Genomic DNA, 19,026 nt, shown 5'->3' with positions numbered 1-19,026 from the left:
GACAGGGACCCTTTGCAATTGACCCCAGCTCTGTGGCTGAGTGGCTCAAGTCCGACCGGAGGGGTTGTGAGGGGCGACCGTCAAACAGACGCATGCTCCACCTTTCACTGTTCTCGCTAAGCACGCAGTTGGTCGGACATCCCTCAGTTGCACCGCGGCGCAACGCTCCCTCAAAGCTCAGGCATCCAGGGTCCATCCCGCGATCAAGCCTGCCGACAAGAACCCACCGCACCGGTCGTCAACGCAAGTTCGAAGCTAGACACATCTGCCAGCCGAACACCACCGTGCCGGACACTTCTGCACAACGGGTATACTCCCCATCGGATGAGCGCCCACTCAGGCCGCAGATGCTGTACGAATGGACTATGGACAATCCCCGTGGCACCACCGCCGGCCAGCCCATCCGCGCCCTCACCGTCGCCCAGGCGCTGGCGGCGTGTGAGACGATCGGCCGCGACCTCAACGCCATCGTCGAGACGCTCCCGGTCGACCCGCGCGCTGCCGGCATGCCGATCGCGGTCAAGGACGTCATCGACATCGCCGGCTCCCTCACCACGATGGGCTCCCATGTCCGACCCGAGGAGCCGGCCACCGCCTCGGCGGCGATCATCGAACTGTGCGAGCGCCTCGGCCTGGTGCCGGTGGCCAAGACGACCTGCCAGGAGCACTCCTACGGCATCATGGGCGAGGAGAGCACGCACGGCCGCGGCGTCAACCCGATCTGGCCCGGCTATACCACCGGGGGCTCCAGCTACGGCTCCGCGCTCGCCGTCGCCGCCGGCATCGTGCCCGCCGCCCTCGGCACGGACACAGCCGGATCCGTGCGCGTGCCGGCCGCGTGTGCGGGGATCGTCGGCTTCAAGCCGACGCTCGGCCGGCTCCCGACCGCAGGTGTCGCCCCGCTGTCAGACAGCTTCGACACCGTCGGCCTCTTCACCCGCACCCCAGCTGAGCTTGCCGCCCTGTGGCCCCGGTTCGCCGCAGCCTGTCCCGGCCCGGTTCCCGGACAGGCCACGGTGCCCGCCCCCGAGGTGGGAGACCAGCGGCTGGCGGACCTCGCCTCCGGTGAGGGGCGCCGCGTGCTGCGGATCGGCGTCTTCGCCGCCGACGACCTGGGTGCCGGGGCGCACCCCGGCGGCGGCCTCGCCCATGATCGCGCGTGGTTCGAGGCCCGCGTGCGGCCGTGGCTTCAGCAGCGCTGCGCGGCCGCAGCCGCCACGGGGTGGCAGATCGAGCTCGTCGACCTCACCGGCGCCTTCGACCTCCCGGCGACCGCCCAGAGCTACTCGACCATGCGCGCCCGGGAGAGCTGGCTCATCCACCGCCCGGCATGGGAGGCTGGCCGCCGGGACTTTCAGCCGCAGGTGCGGGCGAACATCGAACACGATCAGACGGTCAGCGCTGCTGACTATGAGCGCGCGGTGGCCGGCTGTGCGGAACTGCGTGCCGCCGCAGCCGAGGTGTTCGCCCGGGTCGATGTCGTCCTCACCCCGACGATGGGCTGCCAGCCGGTGCCGTGGGAGGCTGCCGACCAGGGTGTGCGCTGGGCGTTCCGGGCCTATTCGCAGCTGTTCAACGTGCTCGGCTGGCCGGCGGTGAGCATGCCCATCGACGCGCTGCCACGGCTGCTGCCCGGTGCTGACGGGCAGGCGACGGCGCAGTTCCCTGCCAGTGTGCAGATCGCCGCAGCCCCATGGCAGGACAGCGCGCTCGTCGACATCGTCGCCCAGATCATCACCGCCGGCACAGATGAGGCGCGAGGCGATGGAGCGAGCGGGGGTGGATTGGACGGCGGGCAAGGCGCTGCGGATGCGGGAACCGGGCAGAACCCGGTCGAGCAGGTGGTGCTCGTCTCCGAGGACGGTGCCGCACTCGGCACCGCAGACAAAGCCACCGTGCACACCGCTGACACGCCGCTGCACCAGGCGTTCTCCTGCTTCGTCTTCGACACCGCCGGCCGGGTGCTGCTCACCCGCCGCGCCCTGAGCAAGAAGACCTGGCCGGGCGTGTGGACCAACGCCTTATGCGGACACCCGGGCCCCGGCGAACCGCTCGCCGCCGCCGTGCACCGGCGCGCCGCCGAGGAGCTCGGCTGCCGACTGCGCGACCTCACCACAGCGCTGCCGGCCTACCGCTACCGGGCGACCGACGCCTCGGGCGTGGTGGAGAACGAGATCTGCCCGGTCTTCACCGCTGTGCTCACCGGCGACCTCGCCCCGGCCGCTGACGAAGTCGCCGAATACGACTGGGTCGAACCCGAACAGCTCGACGCCGCTGTGGCCGGCGTGCCGTTCATGTTCAGCCCGTGGATGCAGGAGGAATGGCAGCTGCTGCGCGCCGCCACCGGCCCACAGCAGCCGTAAGCGCACTCACTGGCGAGGCTGTGTGCGGGCCGGCAGGCCGAGCAGGCGGGCGCCGTTGTCCCACAGAACCGCGCGCAGCCACTCGTCTCCCAGGCCCAGCCGCACGAGAGCCTCAAGCTGATGGGCATACGGGTACGGGATGTTCGGGAAGTCCGAGCCGAGCACAACCCGCTCGCGCAGCTCCGCCAGCCGGCCGACGTAGCGGTCGTCGAAGGGGGCGAGCCGGTTGGTGAAGTCGGTGGCGAACATCGTCGTGTCGAGATGGACGTTGTCGAACTCCTCTGCCAGATCGGCGAACTCGTGATACTCCGGCATCCCCATATGCGCGATGACCGCCGTGAGCTGCGGGAACTTCCGCAGCACCTGCCGCATATGCTCCGGGCCCGTATAGGTGCCCGGCCGCGGACCGGAGCCCACGTGGATGACGACCGGCACCCTCGCTGCGGCCAGTGCCTCCCAGGCCGGATCCAGCAGCGCGGAGTCCGGGGCGTAGTCGCCGACCTGCACATGCATCTTGAACAGCCTGGCCCCAGCATCGAGGGCGGCCTGGACGTAGTCGCCGACGCCGGGCTCCGGATAGAGGGTGCCGCAGTGGATGACATCGTCATGAGCCGCAGCGAAGTCCGTGTTCCAGCCATTGAGCCAGACGGCCATCCCCGGCTTGTGCGGGTACGTCAGCGCCGGGATCGCCGGGATCCCGAAGCTGCGCGCGATCGAGAGCCGGGTGGCGGTGTCGAAGCGGTAGGTGATCGGCCAGTCCTGGCCGTAGACCTCACCGGCGTTGTCGAAGACCGCCCACACCTTCTCAAGCATCCGCTCGGGCAGGAAGTGGATGTGGATGTCAGCCAGACCGGGCAGGCCGAGGCCGGCGATGAAGGCTGGGATCTCGGCATCAGTGCGCGGGGCGGGGGCACTCGTCATGATCTCGACGCTAGCAGGTCGGAAGTCACATCCTTGCCTCTCGACGCCGGCCGGAACGACCGTTAGAGTCTTGAACAGACGTTCGATCGCTAAATTTCTGCGAATGCAGGACAGCCGAGCGCAGCAAAGGAGAACCCATGACCGTCAATCGCAGCATCCGCCTAGCCCGCCGTCCGCACGGCGAGCCCGTCGCAGACGACTTCCAGTTCGACGAGGGCGAAGTCCCGACCCCCGGTGAGGGGCAGGCGCTCGTGCGCACCCGCTACCTCTCACTCGACCCGTACATGCGCGGGCGGATGTCCGATGCCAAGTCCTACGCCGCCCCGCTGGAGATCGGCGACGTCATCATCGGCGGCACCGTCGGCGAGGTCGTCGAATCCAATGACCCGAAACTCAAGGTCGGCGACCTCGTGCAGAACTACGGCGGCTGGCAGGAGTACAGCCTCACAACCGGCAAGGAGGCCTTCGCCATCGACGAGTCCGTCGCCCCGGCCAGTGCCTACCTCGGCATCCTCGGCATGACCGGCTTCACCGCATACTCCGGCCTGCTGGCCATCGGCAAGCCCCAGGAGGGCGAGACCGTCGCCGTCGCCGCAGCCACCGGCCCGGTCGGCTCGACGGTCGGGCAGATCGCCAAGATCAAGGGCTGCCGCACCGTCGGCATCGCCGGCGGGCCGCAGAAGGTCGAATACCTCAAGGAGCTCGGCTTCGACGTGGCACTCGATCACAAGGAGCCGGATCTGCGCGGCCGGCTGAAGGAAGCAGTCCCCGAGGGCATCGACGTGTACTTCGAAAACGTCGGCGGGCATGTGTGGGATGCCGTGCTGCCGCGGCTGAACACCTACGCCCGTGTGCCGGTGTGCGGCCTCGTCGCCAACTACAACCGCACCGAAGCCCCCGAGGGGCCGGATCGCTCGGCTGCGCTCATGGCCAATGTGCTCACCAAGAGCCTGACGCTGCGCGGCTTCATCCAGATGGAGTTCGTGCGTGACATGTACCGCGACTTCCTCGAAGAGATGGGTCAGTGGGTCTCTGAAGGCAGGATCAGCTACCGCGAAGACGTCACCGAGGGTCTGGAGAACGCCCCGGAGACCTTCATCGGGATGCTCAACGGCAAGAACTTCGGCAAGACCATCATCAAGGTCGCCGACTGAGTCATCACAGCTGACGGAACCAGCTCAGCTGACTGAGCTTCACGGGACTGCCCGGGGTCAGCCGCGGAATGCGGCGAAGACCTCGGGCAGTTTCTCTGCCGGCACACCGGCGCGCAGCGCGAGGATGAGCAGCAGCCGGGCCCGATCGGCGTCGAGCATCCCGGCGGGGATGAGGCCGCGGGAGAGCAGGTCGATCTCCGCCCCCGGATAGCCGTAGGTGCGCTCGAGGACCGCCCCGGCTCCGGTGCGGCTGGCGAGCACCACCGGCATCTTCTCAGCGAGTGCTGCAACAGCGTCGATCGCCCGGGTCGAGACATGCCCGCCGCCGACGCCGGCGATGACCGCGCCAGCATATCCTGCCGCGGGTAGGCCTGCGAGGTAGGCGAGGTCGTCGTCGAAGCCGACGCTCACGAGCGCGACCCGCGGTGGGATCGGTTCGGAAGTCTCCTCGACAGACTCGGTGCCGCCCGCCTCGGGCACGGTGAGGGTGCCAGGCAGGGTGGCGGGCATGTGCTGGAGGATGACGCGGTCCTCGCTCACCCAGCCCAGCGGCCCGGCCGCCGGTGAGGCGAAGGCCGCGACCGAGGTGGTGTGCGCCTTCGTGACGGTCAGCGGGCTGTGGATCTCGTCGGCGAAGACGAGCAGGCTCGGCAGGCCGGCCAGGCGCGGGTCGAGGGCGGTCAGGGCTGCCGCGCGGACGTTGGCGGGGCCGTCAGCACCGGGCAGGGTTGGGTTGCGCATCGCGCCGGTGGCGATGATCGGCAGGCCGGAGTCGTTGATGAGGGCGAGGACGAACGCGGAATCGGCCAGCGTGTCGGTGCCCTGGGTGAGGACCACACCGCGGGCACCGTCAGTGCGCGCCTGGCGGGCGGAGGCGACGACCGCGTCGAGCATGCCGAGGGTGATGCTGCCCGAGCCGACCTGCGCGACCTGATCGAAGGTCACCTCCGGGGCCCCGCCGGGCAGCGTGTCGAGGCCAGCGGCTGCGGCGATCTCACTGGCGCTCACCGAGGGGGTGACGCCTGAAGCGGAATCGGTGCCGGAGTTCGTGGCGGCGATGGTGCCGCCGAGGGCGATGACGTGCAGGCGGGACATGGAGCTCCTGGGGGAGGGGTCAGCGGTTCTTCGGGCGGGCGTAGAGCTGCTTGCGGACCGTGGCAACGACGGTGCCGGAGGCGTCGACGATGTCGTTTTCGAACCACATGAGCGACTTGCCCTCGGCGTCGGCTTCGGCGCGCATCGCCTCGACGGCGGCGTCGTCGAGGCGGATCTCGGTGGTGACGGTGCCGCGGCCGGGGCGCTTGAAGTCGATCTCACCGGCCTTATCCCACACGATGTAGTCCTTGCCGAGGCGGTGCATCATGAGGATCATCCAGAACGGGTCGCTCATGGAGAACAGCGTGCCGCCGAAGTGGGTGCCGACGTAGTTCATGTTCATCCGGCCCTGCTTGAGCTCGATGTGGGCGGACGTCCAGTCGGGGGCGATGTGGCGGACCCGCACACCGGAGGCGAGGAACACCGGCCAGGCGTTCATCGCCGCCTTGAGGGCGGCGGGATTGTTCTTGACGTCGGTGACGACGCGCTTGGTGCGGGCACGGGCTGTCAGGAACGCCTGCTGGGCGCGATGCACAAGAACCATGGGCTTCAGTATACGGACGTCTGGCCAGGCGTTTCAGCCGTCTCAGCGAACGCTCGATCTGCGGCTCAGAACCCCATGACGGAGGCGATCATGAGCATCGTGACGCAGAAGCCGACGACGTAGTTCAGCCACAGGAACACCCGCCAGCCGGCGCGGGCACGCTCGGCGCTCTCGTCGGTGAGCCCAGCGAACCGGCCGGTGTTGATCGCATACGGCAGCGCGAGCACCGCCGCGATGCGCACAAGGAACGAGTCGGCGTAGAGCAGCAGCACGCCTGCGACAATGTAGGCCGCGGTCGCCAGCCACACGGTCGACCGGGCCCCGATGACGGTGGCGATCGAGGCGAGCCCGCCGGCTCGGTCGGGTCCGATGTCCTGCACAGCACCGAAGGCCTGGCTGGCCACACCCCAGATGAAGAACGCCGCGAAGATGACGGCCACATTGCGGTCGAGCGGCGCCCCGGTGAGCGCCAGGCCGTACCAGGCCGGGGAGGAGAAGTGGGTTGAGGAGGTCACCGCGTCGAGGAACGGGATCTCCTTGAACCGCAGTCCGCGCACGCTGTAGGCGGCCACGGCGAACATGCTGATCGCCAGCACGACATTCGCCCGCCAGTCGCCGAGGACCACGAGTGCTGCGAGGAACGGCAGGCAGGACACGGCCGCACTGATGAGGATCGTGCGGTGGTGCTTGGGGGCGGTGACGTGGCCTTCGATGCCGCCCTTGCGCGGATTGCGGATGTCGGATTCGTAGTCGAAGACGTCGTTGATGCCGTACATCGCCAGGTTGTACGGGATGAGGAAGAACAGGCAGCCGAGCACGAACGCTGCGTCGACGCCGCCGCCGGTGAGCAGATAGGCCGCCCCGAATGGGAAGGAGGTGTTGACCCAGGAGACCGGGCGCGAGGTGCGGGTCAGGAGTCCGAGTGTGCTCACGACCCGGCCCGCCCGTCGGCATCCTCGGGCCGGCGTGGTTTCCGGCGGTAGCCGAGCAGCAGCCACAGGCTCGGCAGCGCTGCGACGGCGACGATCGTGTAGGCGAGATCCTCGATCGGCATGAGCCCGATGCTGATGCCCAGATGGTTGTCGTAGGTGAACAGGCCGGCGGCGATCATGAGGTTGTCGAAGATCATCGTCAGCCCGATGAGCAGCGCTGCGGTGATGGCCAGGGCCCGCTGGTGGATCCGGGACCGGGAGGCGGTCATCGACGGGTCGGCCGGCGCCGAGGTGGCGGGCCGGTGGGCCGGATCGGTCGGGCTGCCGAGCCGGGCCGAGGAGGGATCGGAGCTGCGCAGCCGCAGCAGGGCGGCGAACAGCAGCCCGAGCGCGGGGATGAGGAAGACGAGGTTGATGAGCGTATAGGTCACGGCCGGCCACCGCCTGTTCCTGGTGTGCCTGTTCCCGTCGGCTCGGGGCCGGGCTCATCGGTGCTGCGCAGGTGGGTGAGGATGCGCATCGAACCGGTGAAGACGACCATCGTGACCCAGCACAGGAAGAAGAGGAAGAAGACCTCTTCGACCGGCAGCTCCGGGGCGAGCTCGATGCCGGTCATGTACGGGCTGTCACCGCGGTAGAACACCCCGAAGACGATCCCGGCGGCATCCCACATGAGGAACACGGCCAGCCCTGCACCGTGGACGATTGCCGCGCGCTTACAGTCGGCGAACCAGAACAGCTGGTGGCGCCAGTCGAGCAGCGCCATGCCCGCGATGGAGAACAGCAGGCAGCCGAGGTAAACGAAGCTCACCTGTCCACCGCCTCGGGAACGGGCAGGGGACCGGAGGTGCGGTCGCCGCGGAAGGCCTTGAGGACGTTCTCGGCACTGATGACGCACATCGGCAGACCGACGCCGGGTGCGGTGAAGGCTCCTGCATAGAAGAGATTGGCGACCTTGGCAGAGCGCACCCGGCCGCGCAGGAAGATCGACTGCATGAGCGTGTTCGCAGGCCCCAAAGCGGTGCCGGACCAGGCGTGGAAGTCACGAGCGTAGTCAGCTGGGGCGATGACGCGGCGCACCTGCAGCCGCTCGGCCAGGTCCGGGTGGCCGGTCCAGCGGGCGATCTGGTGGATGGTCGCCTCGGCGCACGCCTGCACGTTGGGATCGTCTGCGCGGAGGGAAGCGTCGGCCGGCCAGGGGACGAGGACGAAGAGGTTCTCACAGCCGTCCGGTGCGACCGTGGGATCGGTGCGCGAGGGTGCGCAGACGTAGATCGAGGCCGGATCGGGGATCTGCCGGTCGCGGTAGATCGCGTCGAAGTTCTTGCCCCAGTCAGAGGTGAAGAGCAGATTGTGATGCGCCAGCCTGTCGAGCCGGCCCTCGACGCCGAGCAGCAGGACGAGCGCGCCCATCCCCGGGTCGGCACGCTTCCAGCTGGCTGCCGGGCGGGTCTGGAGTCTGCGGGGCAGCAGCCGGGTCTCCAAGTGGTGGAGGTCGCAGGCGGCGACGACGGCATCGGCATCGAAGGCTTCGAGCCCGTCCCGGGTGCGGGCGAGCACCTCGCTCAGCTGCGCTCGCCTTCCCGGCAGGCCGAGACGACCCCGCCACCGGACGGGCTCGTGGTGGGTCAGTGAGACGACCTCGGCTTCGGTGCGGATGTCGACCCCGAGGTCGCGGGCGCGTTCGGCGATCGCGGTGATGAGCGTGTGCATGCCGCCGGCCGGATAGCGGACCCCGTCGACGAGGTCGAGGTGGCTCATGAGGTGGTACATCGCCGGGGCGGTCTCCGGGCGGGTGCCGAGGAACACGGCCGGATAGCCGAGGATCTGCCGGGCGACGGGATCGCTGACGGTGCGGTCGATCTTCTCCTGCATCGAGGTGCTCAGCAGTTCGGTCAGCTCGCCGAGCCCGGTGAGCACCTCCGGGTGGGCGAACCCGGCCGGGGTGGAGAAGGTGGTGTAGAGGAAGTGGCCGAGTGCCAGCCGGTAGGTCCGGGAGGCGGAGTCGAGATAGGCGTCGACCCGATCCCGGCTGCCGGGCTCTAAGCGCTCGAAGAGGTCGAGGACCTTCTCACGTCCGGCCGGCACGTCAAGCCGAGTGGATGCTGACTCGCCAACTGGTTCGGGGAAGATCCGGTAGGCAGGATCGAGGTCGATGAGCTCGAGCGGGTTCGGGGCGCCGGTGAGGTCGAAGAGGTGGTCGAACACCTCGGGCATGAGATACCAGCTCGGGCCAGTGTCAAAGGTGAACCCGGCCTCCCGATGGATGCCGGCGCGTCCGCCGAGGGTCGCGTTCTTCTCCAGCAGCGTGACCGCATGGCCCCCCTGTGCGAGCAGCGCGGCGGCGGCGAGGCCGGCGATGCCGCCGCCGATGACGATGGTGCGCGTCACCGGCTCTCACCGCCGGTCGATGGGCGGCGCAGCGCACAGGCGGTGATGGCGAGCTTGCGCGGGTTGCTCACCCGCATCCGCTGCGTGCGGATCTGCACGGCAGGCGTGGTGGCCAGCGTCCGGTTGAGTTCGGCGAACAGGGCGTGGGCGATCCGCACGGCCGGGCGCACACGGGCCGGCAGCAGCTCGATGACTTCATCGGCTGCGGCGAGATCGGCGTCGATGTCGGTGACGATCCGGTCCCGGTCGGCATCTGTGAGTCCGTCGGTGCTGATGCCGGGCAGGTAGCTGCGGCCCAGGGCAGTGTCCTCGGCGAGGTCACGCAGGAAGTTGACCTTCTGGAAGCCTGCCCCGAGCGCCATCGCTCCGCGTCGCAGGCGCTCGTGATCGGCCTCGGGCACGGCACCGAGGAAGAAGGCCTTCAGGCACATGAGCCCGATGACCTCCGCGGAGCCGTGGATGTAGTCAGCGATCGACTCCTCGGTGTGGACAGCTGGGGAGATGTCGGCGCGCATCGAGGCGAAGAACGGCTCCCATTCGGCCGGCCCGATGCCGACCTCGCGGGCGGTCGCGGCGTAGGCGTGGGCGATGATGTCGGCCGAGGCACCGGTCGCCACCGCAGTAGCGATGCGGTGTTCGAAGGCGTCGAGTTCGGACGAGCGCTGGGCGGCCGGCAGCCGGTGCATGCTGCCATCGACGATCTCATCGGCGACCCGGGCCATCGCGTAGATCGCGGTGATGTGGATGCGGACGACCCGCGGCAGGGTGCGCACGGCCAGGGAGAACGATGTCGAATACCGGGCCAGCACCTCGGCGGCGGCAGCCCGGCAGGTGCGGGTGTACTCCACCGGTGCAGGTGGGAGCTGCGCTTTGGCAGCGGCCGGCCGTGTTCTGCAAAACATCAGCGCACCACCCCTCAGTGCCGACCGGTGCGGCGGGTGACGGCGAGCGCCTCGTGCTTGTTCTGCCAGATGAGCAGGCCCTCGCAGGCGAGCAGCAGGACGCCGAGCACGATGCCGACCCAGGCCGGGCCGACGATGATGAGCCCGACGACGGCGGCGAGGTAGACGATCGCACGCACGGCGATGACCGAGGTGCGGGAGGCGAGGAATCCCTTCGGGGAGGCGAACAGCGCCCAGACGATGATGACGAGAACGAGCGCGCCGATGCCGGCCAACCAGGCGAGCGCGCCGCTGCCGACGAGCATGAAGGCGACGTAGGCGATCGCCAGCCAGGCCAGCGTCTCGAGGAAGAACAGCGTCGCCTCGGCGATCTTCACCAGTGTCGACATCGCTGGGTTCCTCTCTTCAGCAGGGGCGGGGCATCCGGTTCCACGATACCGCCTCGGGCGTCACCGGCCCGGCAGGCCGGCTGCGTGGGCGCAGACCGAGCTGGGTGGAAGCTCAGTGCCGGGATCGTGGTCGTCAGTAGCCCGGATGGCGGTCGTGAGTAGACTGAACGGTGCCCGTCTGACCGGCAACCCGAAAGGACGCTTCATGACCCGTCGGACCCTGACCGCGACGGCAGCTCTATGCGCTGCCGCGCTGGCGCTCTCCGGCTGCTCGCAGAACGACTCCGAGCCCAAACAGGGCCCCGCCACACAGACCCCGGCTGACCCGCGCGGCACCGAGGGCCCGCCGAACTCCGGTGAGGAGGACGACCTGGCGAACTTCAAGCCGGCGCTGAGCTGGGAGGACGCGCAGAAGAAGGCGCAGGAGGACTTCGACGGGGACTTCCGGGCGATCCAGATCGCACTCGCCGAGGGCGGGGAGATCCGCTACGACATCGAGATGGCCTCCGATGAGCAGACGTACACCGCTGCCTACGACGCCAAGACCGGGGACGTCATCTCCACTGATAAGGAGAAGCACGAGGGCAAGGGCGAGGTGCTCTCCCTCGATGACTACGTCGGCCTTGATGAGGCGAAGTCCTCGGCTCTCGATGTGCTGCCGGGCCGGTTGACGAAGATCCGCCTTGACGCTGGCAGCGACGGCACCGCCGCCTACACGATCGACGTCTCACCTGAGCAGGACGGCGAGACCTTCGAGGTCGTCGTCGACGCCGAATCCGGCAAGGCCCACCGCTCCGACGACTGAGAGGCAAAGCCCACCGCTCCGGCGACGAAGGAGCTGTCCGAGGCCTGCCGGGCCGCTGTCATGGAATCGTTGCCGCACATGCTTCGTACTCCGCGCCAGCATGCCGATCTCCCGCGCCCGAGACGGTCGTTCCCCGTTGCCCGGGGCCCCGCCTCGGCGCCGGTGGCCGGTCGCATGCGCGGCGGGACCTGCCGGCCATGGCAGTGCCTTGTCTGCGGGGTGGGGGATAATCGCAGTCTGCGGGGTGGGGAATAATCGCAGGTGGGAGGATGTTGTTCCCATGGTTAGCGAATGTTCTCGATCGTGGAGGTAAAGCAGTGACGAAGCGCCCGTACACCGTTCCCGGACTGACGAACGAAGATGCCAAGAAGGTCTGCGAGATCCTGCAGGACCGGCTCAACTCGATGAACGACCTGCACCTGACCCTCAAGCACGCCCACTGGAATGTGGTCGGCCCCAACTTCATCGGCGTCCACGAGATGCTCGACCCGCAGGTCGAGACCGTGCGCGGCTTCGCCGATGCCATCGCTGAGCGGATCGCCGCACTCGGCTCCAGCCCGGTCGGTGTGCCCGGCCGCCTGACCTACCAGCGGCCGTGGGAGGACTACGACGTCGACCGTGCCGGCACCATCGAGCACATCAAGGCGCTCAACCGCGTCTACGACGGTGTTGTGAAGTCCCACCGCGACGCCATCGAGGAGACCGGCGAGATCGACCCGGTCACCGAGGACATGCTCACCGGGCAGTCCTTCGAGCTCGAGCAGTTCCAGTGGTTCCTGCGCGCCCACCTCGAAGACGGCAGCGGCAAGATCGACCAGTGACCGGCTGCTGAACCTGTCGCGGGCCCTGCTTCTTGCAGAAGCGGGGCCCGCAGTCATTCGCAGAGGCTGGAGTACCGGTTCAGAACCGGTGGGTGATGCTCAGCTCGGTGCCGAGCAGCACCCCGGTGCGGAACTCGACCGGCTGCCCGCCGGAGGTGCCGAGGCGTTCGAAGCGCAGCAGCGCCTCACCGGTCGCGCATCCGAGCAGATGGGCCTCATCGGGCCCGGCGAGCACAGCGGAGACATCCTCGAAACCGCCGTCGATGCGCACGTTCGCGGTCTCGGCGAGCACATGGTAGACCGCCTCGCGGGTGAAATCGGCGCTCATGAGCGGCTCCCCGAGGGCCGCCGGCAGCCACACATGGTCGACAGCCACCGGCTTGCCGCCGGCCCGCCGGGTGCGCGCCAGATGGAACAGCCGCGCATCCGCTGGCAGGGCGAGCCGGTCGGCTGCCTGGGCATCGGTGGTGATCTCCTGGGCGAGGATGTCGGAGAGCGGTTCGAGTCCGGAGCGGGAGATGACCTCGAACAGCGAGTAGATCGCCCCATACGCTGAGGGGCTGGTGGTGAGCAGGTGCGGGCGCTTGCCGCGGTTGGCTGTGAGCACACCGCTTTCGCGCAGAGGCCGCAGCGCCTGGCGCATGGTGCCGCGGGAGACCTCGTATTCGGCGGCGAGCTGCAGCTCACCGGGGAACCCGGCATGGAACTCGCCGGCGGCGATGCGGGCGCGCAGGTCGTCGTGGATCTGCTTCCACCGCGGAGCGTTGGCTGCCATTGCGTCCCCTTCCCACAGTGTTCCCGCGCCTGTTCTGTGTTCCTGCGTCTCTTCTGGCTACCACTCATCGGAGCCGCGTATGGTGGCAGGCGGACAGCGGAAACGCTTGAGTCGATATCAGCATAGGAGAGAGCACGCATGAACCGGCCCCGAGCCACACGATCCCAGGGATTCCTGGCCCGGAACTGGCCGTGGACGATCGCGGCCGGCCTGCTCGTCATCATCCTCGTCATCAGCATCATCGCTGGTTCGGGCTTGGGTACGAACTCCGGCACGCAGGCAGAGGACGAGTCCGGCAGCCAGGGCGCAGCCGCCGGTGCCCAGCAGCAGGAGTTCGACCTCTCCCGCCGCATCGACGGCGACCCGACCGCTATGGGCGAGGTCGATGCCCCGGTCGTGCTCATCGAGTTCGCCGACTACCGCTGCCCGTTCTGCGGCAAGTTCCACCGCGACACCCTCGGTGACCTTGTCGATGAGTATGTTGCGGACGGCCGGATGCGCGTCGAGTGGCGCGATGCACCGGTCTTCGGCGACCAGTCCGTCGACGCCGCGGTCGCCGCCCGCGCCGCGGCTGAGCAGGGCGTGTTCTGGGAGTACCAGCATGCCGTGTTCGGTGAGGCGCCGGACAGCGGCCACCCGGACCTGCCGCGCGACGTGCTCATCGAGCATGCGCAGACCGCCGGGGTTGCGGACATGGAGAAGTTCGAAGCCGACCTCGACAACGAGGATCTCCAGGGCCAGGTGCAGTCGGACTTCGAAGAGGCCCAGCGTCTCGGTGTCACAAGCGTGCCGACCTTTGCGATCAACGACTCCGTCATCTCCGGTGCCCAGCCGGCCGATGTGTTCCGCGAGACGATCGAGAAGGAACTGGCTGAAGCCGGCGCGTGAGCCTCGGCTCCTGACGCCCAACTCGTGCAGCTCAACTCCTGCAGCTCAGCGGCGAGCGCTTTCGGACCGCAGGAAGTCGCGCAGGTACGGGATCGCGAACTCGACCTTCCCGCGGCCGGACTCCATGATGACCCCATCGATGATGAGCCGGCTGCGGTACACCCCGGCATGCTGGATGCTGACCCCGAGGCGTTTGGCGACCTCACGGGTCAGCGAGGGCTCGTCATCAGCACTCATCGCGAAGATGTAGTCCTTGTCCCGATCCGACAGGCCTGCCAGTGTGGGTTCGTGGATCTGCCGGAACAGGGCGGGTCTGGCCTGCTCGACCGCGCAGCCGACATGCTCTGCGGTGATGACCGGTGCCTCGGCGGCGGCCTCCCACGCGAAATCGCCGATGAGCTGCACCAGATACGGGTAGTTCTCTGAAGCCTCGACTGCGGTTTCGAGAGCATCGGCGTCGATCGACTTGCCGGCGTTCTCGATCGGGTGGCGCAAGGCGACGGCGGTGTCGTCGGCGGTGAAGTTCTTCAGTGCGATCCGTTCGGCCCGGCGCAGGAACGTCGAGACGTCGTCGTTGACGAGCTTGTTCATCGTCGCCGGCAGTCCGGCGGCCACGAACGCCAGCGGTGCTCCCTGGGACACTGCATGTGCCACTGCATCGGTGATGGCCCGTAGCTCAGCGACATTCGTCCGGTGCACCTCATCAAGCGTCAGCAGCAGCCCGGTGCCGTGAGCAGACAGAATGTCGAGGGCCTGCATGAGCCGGTGACGCAGATCCGGGGTCAGCGGATTCGTCGAATCGGTTCGGGTCGTCAGTCCGCCGCCGATGACCGGCAGCGTGACCCCGACAGTGGAGGACGTCGAGGTCTGGGCGGCATCGAGGTCTTCGAGCAGCTGCGGCAGTCGTGCTTCGGTCAGCCGCTGCACGACACCCGGGGAGGCCTGTTCTCGCACTGTCACCCACTGGCGGGAGTCAGCGACCTCGCCGAAGGTGTTGAGCAGCACCGTCTTGCCGACCCCGCGCGGGCCGGTCACGAGCATCGCGCGACCGCGGACCGCACCGTCGAGAGCGCGGGCGAAGAGGTTGACCTCCTTTTGGATGCCGACGACGGCAGCCGGGGTGGTCCCGAAACTCGGGCTGAACGGCGAGGGGTGCCGACGCGGATTCGGCGGCGGAATGGTGACGGTCACAGCTGCCCTCCGATCGGAACGACACCACGGCGGTGAGGCACAGCAGGTGCAACTGGTGCTGCAATGCACTCAGGTTCGGTTATGGAGCTTACGGTATCGTCGCCAGCGGACACGACAGCTTCGGCCCGGACCGAGCCGCGGCACACACCAGGAAAGGGAGAGGGTCGATGCTGGCCGAGCTGGCAAACTGGCAGCCGCGCCGCTGGCTGTTCGCTCTCGGCACCGCTGCTGCCACCATCCTCCTCGTCGCTGTCCCCACTGACCTCATCGACACGCCGCTGTTCACCCGCGATGTCCCGCCGACCTGGTGGGCTTGGCCGGTTCTCATCGCCAATGCCGTGCTCGCCGGCCTCGTCGCCGCCACGTACGTCGCCCGACGCGATACCGGTGAGAACTCCGAGGAGCGCGGCGGCCGGCTCGGTGCGGCCGGAGCGGTCATCACGTTCTTCGCCGTTGGCTGCCCGGTGTGCAATAAGCTCGTGCTGCTAGCACTGGGCTATGCCGGGGCGATGCAGTACTTCGAACCCGTTCAGCCGGTCCTCGCGCTCGGGTCGATTGCGCTGCTGGCTTGGGCGTTCGTCGCCCGCGTGCGCAAGGAGCGCAGCTGTCCGCTGTCGAACGCCGGTCAGGCGGCCACCGCCTCGGGCGCGGAAAATGCACCGGTTGATGCCGCGTCCGGCAAGACGCGCTGAGATTAACTTCCGGCAGTTTCGTTTTGCGCCACGGCACATGGTTGCCGGCAGGGTCCCGCCTGCCCAAGGTGCCCGGTTTGGGAGGCCGGAGCAGTCGAACGGGCCTGTCCGGCCGTTCCGGCCTGCGAAACTGGGTGGGTGCCTTATTCGCTATGCAATTGCCAGACCACAGTCGCTCAGCCCCTGTTCTGTGCAGCTGCGACCATGGCTGACACTGGCTGTGTCGGTGTGCAGGTGCTGCCGCGGGTGTGGGGGCGGCGAGGTTCTCATCACGGGTGTGCCTCTTCAGGGGAGAAGAGCCCGTCGTTCACATTGTCGTGCGAGCCTGGCGTGTCCGGGTGTGAGCCTGGCGTGTCCGGCTGGGAGTGGGCTTCACCTGGCGTGGTGTTGGTGATGAGTTCGGCATGCCGGCGGTGCAGCACTGACCCCGGTGGATGGGTCGTTGCTGTTGTCGCGCGTCAGACTTAGTGGCAGGGCCGTTATGTAGGTCCTGAAGGAGAGTCAGACATGGGTAGACCACCCTCGATTCCGGCGGAGAAGAAGACCCGGATAGTGCTGAGCGTGCTGGCCGGCGAGATGTCCATCGCCGAAGCGGCACGCAAGGAGAAAGTCAGTGAGCAGTCCATCGGACGGTGGAAGGCCGAGTTCCTGGAAGCCGGCAAGACCGCCCTGGTGGCCGGCAGGTCCGGACCATCCTCCCGAGAGGAACAGCTGGAGGCGGAGGTCGCCGAGCTGATCCAGGCCTTGGGCGAGGCGCACCTGGAGGCCAGGGTGTGGAAGAAGTCGGCGGAGGGCCGGCTGGGCCCTTCGAGGACCTCGAGGTGATCCGCGTGGAAGCGGGCATGTCGACCGCGAGGTTCTGCCAGCTCTTCGACATGCCCGAGCGGACCTGGCGCCGCTGGCAGGCCAAGGCCCGCACCGGGACGGCGGTGAAGGGACCGTGGCCGCAACCGGCACGGCAGGCCGCCAGGGAACTGGTGGTCAAGCACGCGCTGGCCCATCCGGCGTGGGGGCATCGGAAGATCTGGGCGATGGTCCGCCACGACGGGCATGTTGTTTCCGAGGCGACCGTGCTGCGAATCCTGCGCGACGAGGGGCTGATTCTGCCCGCGCAGTACCAACGGGAGCGACGGAAGCTGGCCGAGCGGCGCAAGGCCGCGTTCGCCACCGAGCCCTCAGGCCCGAACCAAGTCTGGCAGCTGGACTTCAGCGAGTTCGAGACCACCACCGGAGGGACCTGGCGGCTGGCCGGGTGCCGGGACTACTGGTCCAAGTACGAGCACCCCTTCCACGTTTCGCCCACCGGGAACCAGCACGACGCGATCGACGCGATCGAGTTGGCCCTGGCCGACTACGAGGCCATGTTCGGTCACCCGCTGGTCGAGGCCTGCCCGGTCGATCCCGAGACCGGTGAGCTGTTGCCCGTGGTGACCATCGTGACGGACAACGGCGGGCCGTTCCGGTCCTTCCGCTTCGAGTCCTTCATCGCCGCCCACCCCGAGCTACACCACGTGCGCACCCGAGTGAAGACCCCGGGGCAGAACGGGTCCCGTGAACGCGGCTTCGGCACGCTGAAGTACGAACGGCTCTACCTGGACGAGATTGACGACGCGATCGTGCTCGCCGAGCGGGCCGAGGACTACCGGATCGAGTACAACGAACTCCGGCCCCACGAGGCCATCTCATGGAACCGGCCCAAGGAGGTGCACCTGGGCCTAGCCGACCCCACCACCCCGACATTCAAAACCAAGGAAATCCTGCCAACTACTTGACGCGGGACACTGTTGTGCCTCCTGGCAGCGTCCACGTCAGTACCCCTGTTCGGGGCTCGCGTCTGAGTCTAAGACTCCTTGGGTTTTGAGTTGGTGGTGCTGTTTGCACAGTGGGTGCAGGTTCTCCATGGTTGTCGGTCCGCCGTGGGTGGGGTGCCTGTGGTTGAAGGGTTCGATGTGGTCGAGTTCTGCTTTTGTGGCCGGCCGGTCGCAGCCGGGTGCGGTGCAGTATCGCCAGCGAGCCACGAGTGCGTGCCGCATGCGTGCACCGATCGTGTACGTCGTTGCGACATGGTCGAGGACTTCACCGGTGTTCGGGTCGGTGAGCAGACGGTAGATTGTGTCCCCTGCCGAGCCGACCAGCTGACGGGCCACATCAGCACTGACGGGGCTACCGTCGACCGAACCGGGCAGTTCATCGGCAGCTGGGCCCTCGGTGAGCGCCATGGCTGGCACGGTGATGGTGATCTTGGCCTGGCGTGCCAGCCACTGGCCGCTGGCCGGGACATGAAATGGGCGTGTCGCTGAGCAGGTCGGCGAGATCATCCGCCAATGGATCAAGCGGTGAACCCGTGTGGCCGGAGGATTCCTGCCGCTTGGCCAGCGCCTCCTGTGCGAGGTCGAGGGTGTTGACATCCCCGCCGATCGTCGCGCCGATGAGGAAGTCGTACTTGAGCTGCTCGAAGGAGCGGGCGTCGGCGAAGACGTGATTGTCCGGCAGGTCGAACCCGGCGGTGTATCCGCGGACTACACAGCGGGCCATGCCTTCGAGGCGGGCGTGGAGCAGTGCGATCTCGTGTGAGGGTCCTTGCACGATGAGTGTGCCGCGACCGTGCTGGTCGTAAAACGCTTCGACCCGCCGGCGATCGCGGATCTGCTGGGCCTGTTCGGCGCGCGTGACCAGCGCGGCAATGGCGGCCTTGACCTCCGAGTAGTACACGCTCTTCTTCGTCGCGGTGATCGTGGCCAGCAGCGTATCGAGCTGACCGAGCAGGGCCGGGTCGACGGATGCTGCCTGCCCGGCGGCGAAGACGAAGCGATCGAAGCTCAATCTGCCCGCGCGCACCTGTGCGGAGAGTTTCGGCAGTCCGATGAATGCCGTGGCGGCGCCAGTGACCCGTGACCACGCGGTGTTCGACGTGATATCGAGGGCGTGGGCGAGAGCGGCCAGGGGGCTGATGCAGGGATAGGTGACAACTGATCTGGCTCGGTCACCCCGTGCCTGGAAGGATTGTCATCATGCCCAAGCCTTACCCGAAGGAGTTCAAAGACGATGTGGTGCGTGTTGCTCAGCAACGCGATCATGATGTCACGATCGCTGAGGTCGCTAAGGACTTCGGCATCCATGAAGGCACGTTGACCAAGTGGATGCGCCAAGCCGATCTAGACTC

The 19,026-nt window shown here is 67.9% G+C and carries 22 protein-coding genes and 1 pseudogene; 10 read left to right on the top strand and 13 right to left on the bottom strand.

What is annotated here, in order from left to right; all coding sequences use genetic code 11:
• Window positions 1-92: 92 nt before the first annotated feature.
• Window positions 93-1,700 (top strand): annotated as a pseudogene (locus tag M3C25_RS11570) (amidase); the annotation flags it as partial.
• Window positions 1,701-1,784: 84 nt separating this feature from the next.
• On the top strand, window positions 1,785-2,363 hold the full coding sequence (gene idi / locus M3C25_RS11565; protein WP_257995078.1) for an isopentenyl-diphosphate Delta-isomerase: 579 nt from the start codon (window positions 1,785-1,787) through the stop codon (window positions 2,361-2,363).
• Window positions 2,364-2,369: 6 nt separating this feature from the next.
• Here idi and M3C25_RS11560 read toward each other — a convergent pair whose 3' ends face one another.
• Window positions 2,370-3,284 carry an amidohydrolase family protein gene (locus M3C25_RS11560; protein WP_102160857.1) on the bottom strand — a complete coding sequence of 305 codons (915 nt, stop codon included), beginning with the start codon at window positions 3,282-3,284 and terminating at the stop codon, window positions 2,370-2,372.
• 137 nt (window positions 3,285-3,421) lie between these two features.
• Here M3C25_RS11560 and curA point away from each other — a divergent pair, with 137 nt between their 5' ends.
• Window positions 3,422-4,438, top strand: coding sequence for an NADPH-dependent curcumin/dihydrocurcumin reductase (curA, locus tag M3C25_RS11555; protein ID WP_102160859.1), 1,017 nt, complete (start codon window positions 3,422-3,424; stop codon window positions 4,436-4,438).
• A 57-nt stretch (window positions 4,439-4,495) separates the two neighbouring features.
• Here curA and M3C25_RS11550 read toward each other — a convergent pair whose 3' ends face one another.
• The 8 genes from M3C25_RS11550 to M3C25_RS11515 form a co-directional block, all read right to left on the bottom strand.
• Entirely contained in the window at window positions 4,496-5,533 is a 1,038-nt protein-coding gene (locus M3C25_RS11550) for an asparaginase domain-containing protein (protein ID WP_259856818.1), read from the bottom strand.
• 19 nt (window positions 5,534-5,552) lie between these two features.
• The gene (locus tag M3C25_RS11545; RefSeq protein ID WP_219722582.1) at window positions 5,553-6,077 is read right to left on the bottom strand and encodes a DUF4442 domain-containing protein; all 525 of its coding nucleotides are present in this window, start codon (window positions 6,075-6,077) and stop codon (window positions 5,553-5,555) included.
• A 65-nt stretch (window positions 6,078-6,142) separates the two neighbouring features.
• Window positions 6,143-7,009 (bottom strand): prenyltransferase, encoded by an 867-nt coding sequence (locus tag M3C25_RS11540; protein WP_259833196.1) that lies wholly within the window; start codon window positions 7,007-7,009, stop codon window positions 6,143-6,145.
• On the bottom strand, window positions 7,006-7,440 hold the full coding sequence (locus M3C25_RS11535) for a lycopene cyclase domain-containing protein (RefSeq protein ID WP_259856816.1): 435 nt from the start codon (window positions 7,438-7,440) through the stop codon (window positions 7,006-7,008). The genes M3C25_RS11540 and M3C25_RS11535 overlap by 4 nt, the downstream gene beginning before the upstream one ends.
• A complete protein-coding gene (locus tag M3C25_RS11530) occupies window positions 7,437-7,820 on the bottom strand; it encodes a lycopene cyclase domain-containing protein (protein ID WP_102160867.1) in 384 nt (127 codons plus the stop codon). Before M3C25_RS11530 ends, M3C25_RS11535 begins: the two co-directional genes overlap by 4 nt.
• A complete protein-coding gene (crtI, locus tag M3C25_RS11525) occupies window positions 7,817-9,400 on the bottom strand; it encodes a phytoene desaturase family protein (RefSeq protein ID WP_259856808.1) in 1,584 nt (527 codons plus the stop codon). Before crtI ends, M3C25_RS11530 begins: the two co-directional genes overlap by 4 nt.
• Complete coding sequence (locus M3C25_RS11520) at window positions 9,397-10,302, bottom strand: phytoene/squalene synthase family protein (protein ID WP_259856806.1); 906 nt, start codon at window positions 10,300-10,302, stop codon at window positions 9,397-9,399. Before M3C25_RS11520 ends, crtI begins: the two co-directional genes overlap by 4 nt.
• A 14-nt stretch (window positions 10,303-10,316) precedes the next feature.
• Complete coding sequence (locus M3C25_RS11515) at window positions 10,317-10,691, bottom strand: DUF2568 domain-containing protein (protein ID WP_259793950.1); 375 nt, start codon at window positions 10,689-10,691, stop codon at window positions 10,317-10,319.
• A gap of 205 nt (window positions 10,692-10,896) precedes the next feature.
• Here M3C25_RS11515 and M3C25_RS11510 point away from each other — a divergent pair, with 205 nt between their 5' ends.
• Window positions 10,897-11,496, top strand: coding sequence for a PepSY domain-containing protein (locus tag M3C25_RS11510; RefSeq protein WP_180964696.1), 600 nt, complete (start codon window positions 10,897-10,899; stop codon window positions 11,494-11,496).
• Window positions 11,497-11,813: 317 nt separating this feature from the next.
• Window positions 11,814-12,317 (top strand): DNA starvation/stationary phase protection protein Dps, encoded by a 504-nt coding sequence (gene dps / locus M3C25_RS11505; protein ID WP_257995022.1) that lies wholly within the window; start codon window positions 11,814-11,816, stop codon window positions 12,315-12,317.
• 79 nt (window positions 12,318-12,396) lie between these two features.
• Here the strand turns inward: dps and M3C25_RS11500 are convergent, their stop codons facing one another.
• Window positions 12,397-13,092 carry a GntR family transcriptional regulator gene (locus tag M3C25_RS11500; protein WP_102160878.1) on the bottom strand — a complete coding sequence of 232 codons (696 nt, stop codon included), beginning with the start codon at window positions 13,090-13,092 and terminating at the stop codon, window positions 12,397-12,399.
• 138 nt (window positions 13,093-13,230) lie between these two features.
• Between M3C25_RS11500 and M3C25_RS11495 the strand changes: the two genes are divergently transcribed.
• A complete protein-coding gene (locus M3C25_RS11495; RefSeq protein ID WP_259856801.1) occupies window positions 13,231-13,980 on the top strand; it encodes a DsbA family protein in 750 nt (249 codons plus the stop codon).
• Between the two features lie 45 nt (window positions 13,981-14,025).
• Here the strand turns inward: M3C25_RS11495 and M3C25_RS11490 are convergent, their stop codons facing one another.
• Window positions 14,026-15,171 carry an ATP-binding protein gene (locus tag M3C25_RS11490; protein ID WP_259856799.1) on the bottom strand — a complete coding sequence of 382 codons (1,146 nt, stop codon included), beginning with the start codon at window positions 15,169-15,171 and terminating at the stop codon, window positions 14,026-14,028.
• Window positions 15,172-15,338: 167 nt separating this feature from the next.
• Here M3C25_RS11490 and M3C25_RS11485 point away from each other — a divergent pair, with 167 nt between their 5' ends.
• From M3C25_RS11485 to M3C25_RS11475, 3 genes are all read left to right on the top strand, one after another.
• A complete protein-coding gene (locus M3C25_RS11485) occupies window positions 15,339-15,863 on the top strand; it encodes a hypothetical protein (RefSeq protein ID WP_259856797.1) in 525 nt (174 codons plus the stop codon).
• Window positions 15,864-16,370: 507 nt separating this feature from the next.
• A complete protein-coding gene (locus tag M3C25_RS11480) occupies window positions 16,371-16,688 on the top strand; it encodes a helix-turn-helix domain-containing protein (RefSeq protein WP_259856795.1) in 318 nt (105 codons plus the stop codon).
• Entirely contained in the window at window positions 16,685-17,635 is a 951-nt protein-coding gene (locus M3C25_RS11475; RefSeq protein ID WP_165883257.1) for an IS3 family transposase, read from the top strand. Before M3C25_RS11480 ends, M3C25_RS11475 begins: the two co-directional genes overlap by 4 nt.
• A 36-nt stretch (window positions 17,636-17,671) precedes the next feature.
• On the opposite strand, the gene M3C25_RS11470 is transcribed toward M3C25_RS11475, so the two are convergent.
• Together M3C25_RS11470 and M3C25_RS11465 are read right to left on the bottom strand one after the other, a co-directional pair.
• Window positions 17,672-18,082, bottom strand: a complete 411-nt coding sequence (locus M3C25_RS11470) for an HNH endonuclease signature motif containing protein (RefSeq protein WP_170274822.1) — start codon at window positions 18,080-18,082, stop codon at window positions 17,672-17,674.
• The gene (locus tag M3C25_RS11465; protein ID WP_375545129.1) at window positions 18,051-18,806 is read right to left on the bottom strand and encodes a hypothetical protein; all 756 of its coding nucleotides are present in this window, start codon (window positions 18,804-18,806) and stop codon (window positions 18,051-18,053) included. Before M3C25_RS11465 ends, M3C25_RS11470 begins: the two co-directional genes overlap by 32 nt.
• Before the next feature lie 68 nt (window positions 18,807-18,874).
• Here M3C25_RS11465 and M3C25_RS13195 point away from each other — a divergent pair.
• Window positions 18,875-19,026, top strand: a 152-nt coding sequence (locus M3C25_RS13195; RefSeq protein ID WP_375545128.1) for a transposase, incomplete at its 3' end; no start/stop codon positions are given.

Source organism: Brevibacterium luteolum, from assembly GCF_025147615.1.
GTDB lineage: Bacteria > Actinomycetota > Actinomycetes > Actinomycetales > Brevibacteriaceae > Brevibacterium > Brevibacterium luteolum.
Note: the sequence above shows the minus strand (reverse complement) of the source record. Positions and strands in the feature narration are given on the sequence as shown.

Excerpts from the sequence above, each read along its gene's own strand:
- M3C25_RS11500 (WP_102160878.1), bottom strand. The coding sequence starts at position 13,092 with ATGGCAGCCAACGCTCCGCGGTGGAAGCAGATCCACGACGACCTGCGC.
- M3C25_RS11470 (WP_170274822.1), bottom strand. The coding sequence starts at position 18,082 with ATGGCGCTCACCGAGGGCCCAGCTGCCGATGAACTGCCCGGTTCGGTC.
- M3C25_RS11495 (WP_259856801.1), top strand. The coding sequence starts at position 13,231 with ATGAACCGGCCCCGAGCCACACGATCCCAGGGATTCCTGGCCCGGAAC.
- M3C25_RS11510 (WP_180964696.1), top strand. The coding sequence starts at position 10,897 with ATGACCCGTCGGACCCTGACCGCGACGGCAGCTCTATGCGCTGCCGCG.
- M3C25_RS11550 (WP_259856818.1), bottom strand. The coding sequence starts at position 5,533 with ATGTCCCGCCTGCACGTCATCGCCCTCGGCGGCACCATCGCCGCCACG.
- M3C25_RS11515 (WP_259793950.1), bottom strand. The coding sequence starts at position 10,691 with ATGTCGACACTGGTGAAGATCGCCGAGGCGACGCTGTTCTTCCTCGAG.
- curA (WP_102160859.1), top strand. The coding sequence starts at position 3,422 with ATGACCGTCAATCGCAGCATCCGCCTAGCCCGCCGTCCGCACGGCGAG.
- M3C25_RS11545 (WP_219722582.1), bottom strand. The coding sequence starts at position 6,077 with ATGGTTCTTGTGCATCGCGCCCAGCAGGCGTTCCTGACAGCCCGTGCC.
- M3C25_RS11560 (WP_102160857.1), bottom strand. The coding sequence starts at position 3,284 with ATGACGAGTGCCCCCGCCCCGCGCACTGATGCCGAGATCCCAGCCTTC.
- M3C25_RS11480 (WP_259856795.1), top strand. The coding sequence starts at position 16,371 with ATGGGTAGACCACCCTCGATTCCGGCGGAGAAGAAGACCCGGATAGTG.
- M3C25_RS11485 (WP_259856797.1), top strand. The coding sequence starts at position 15,339 with ATGCTGGCCGAGCTGGCAAACTGGCAGCCGCGCCGCTGGCTGTTCGCT.
- M3C25_RS11520 (WP_259856806.1), bottom strand. The coding sequence starts at position 10,302 with ATGTTTTGCAGAACACGGCCGGCCGCTGCCAAAGCGCAGCTCCCACCT.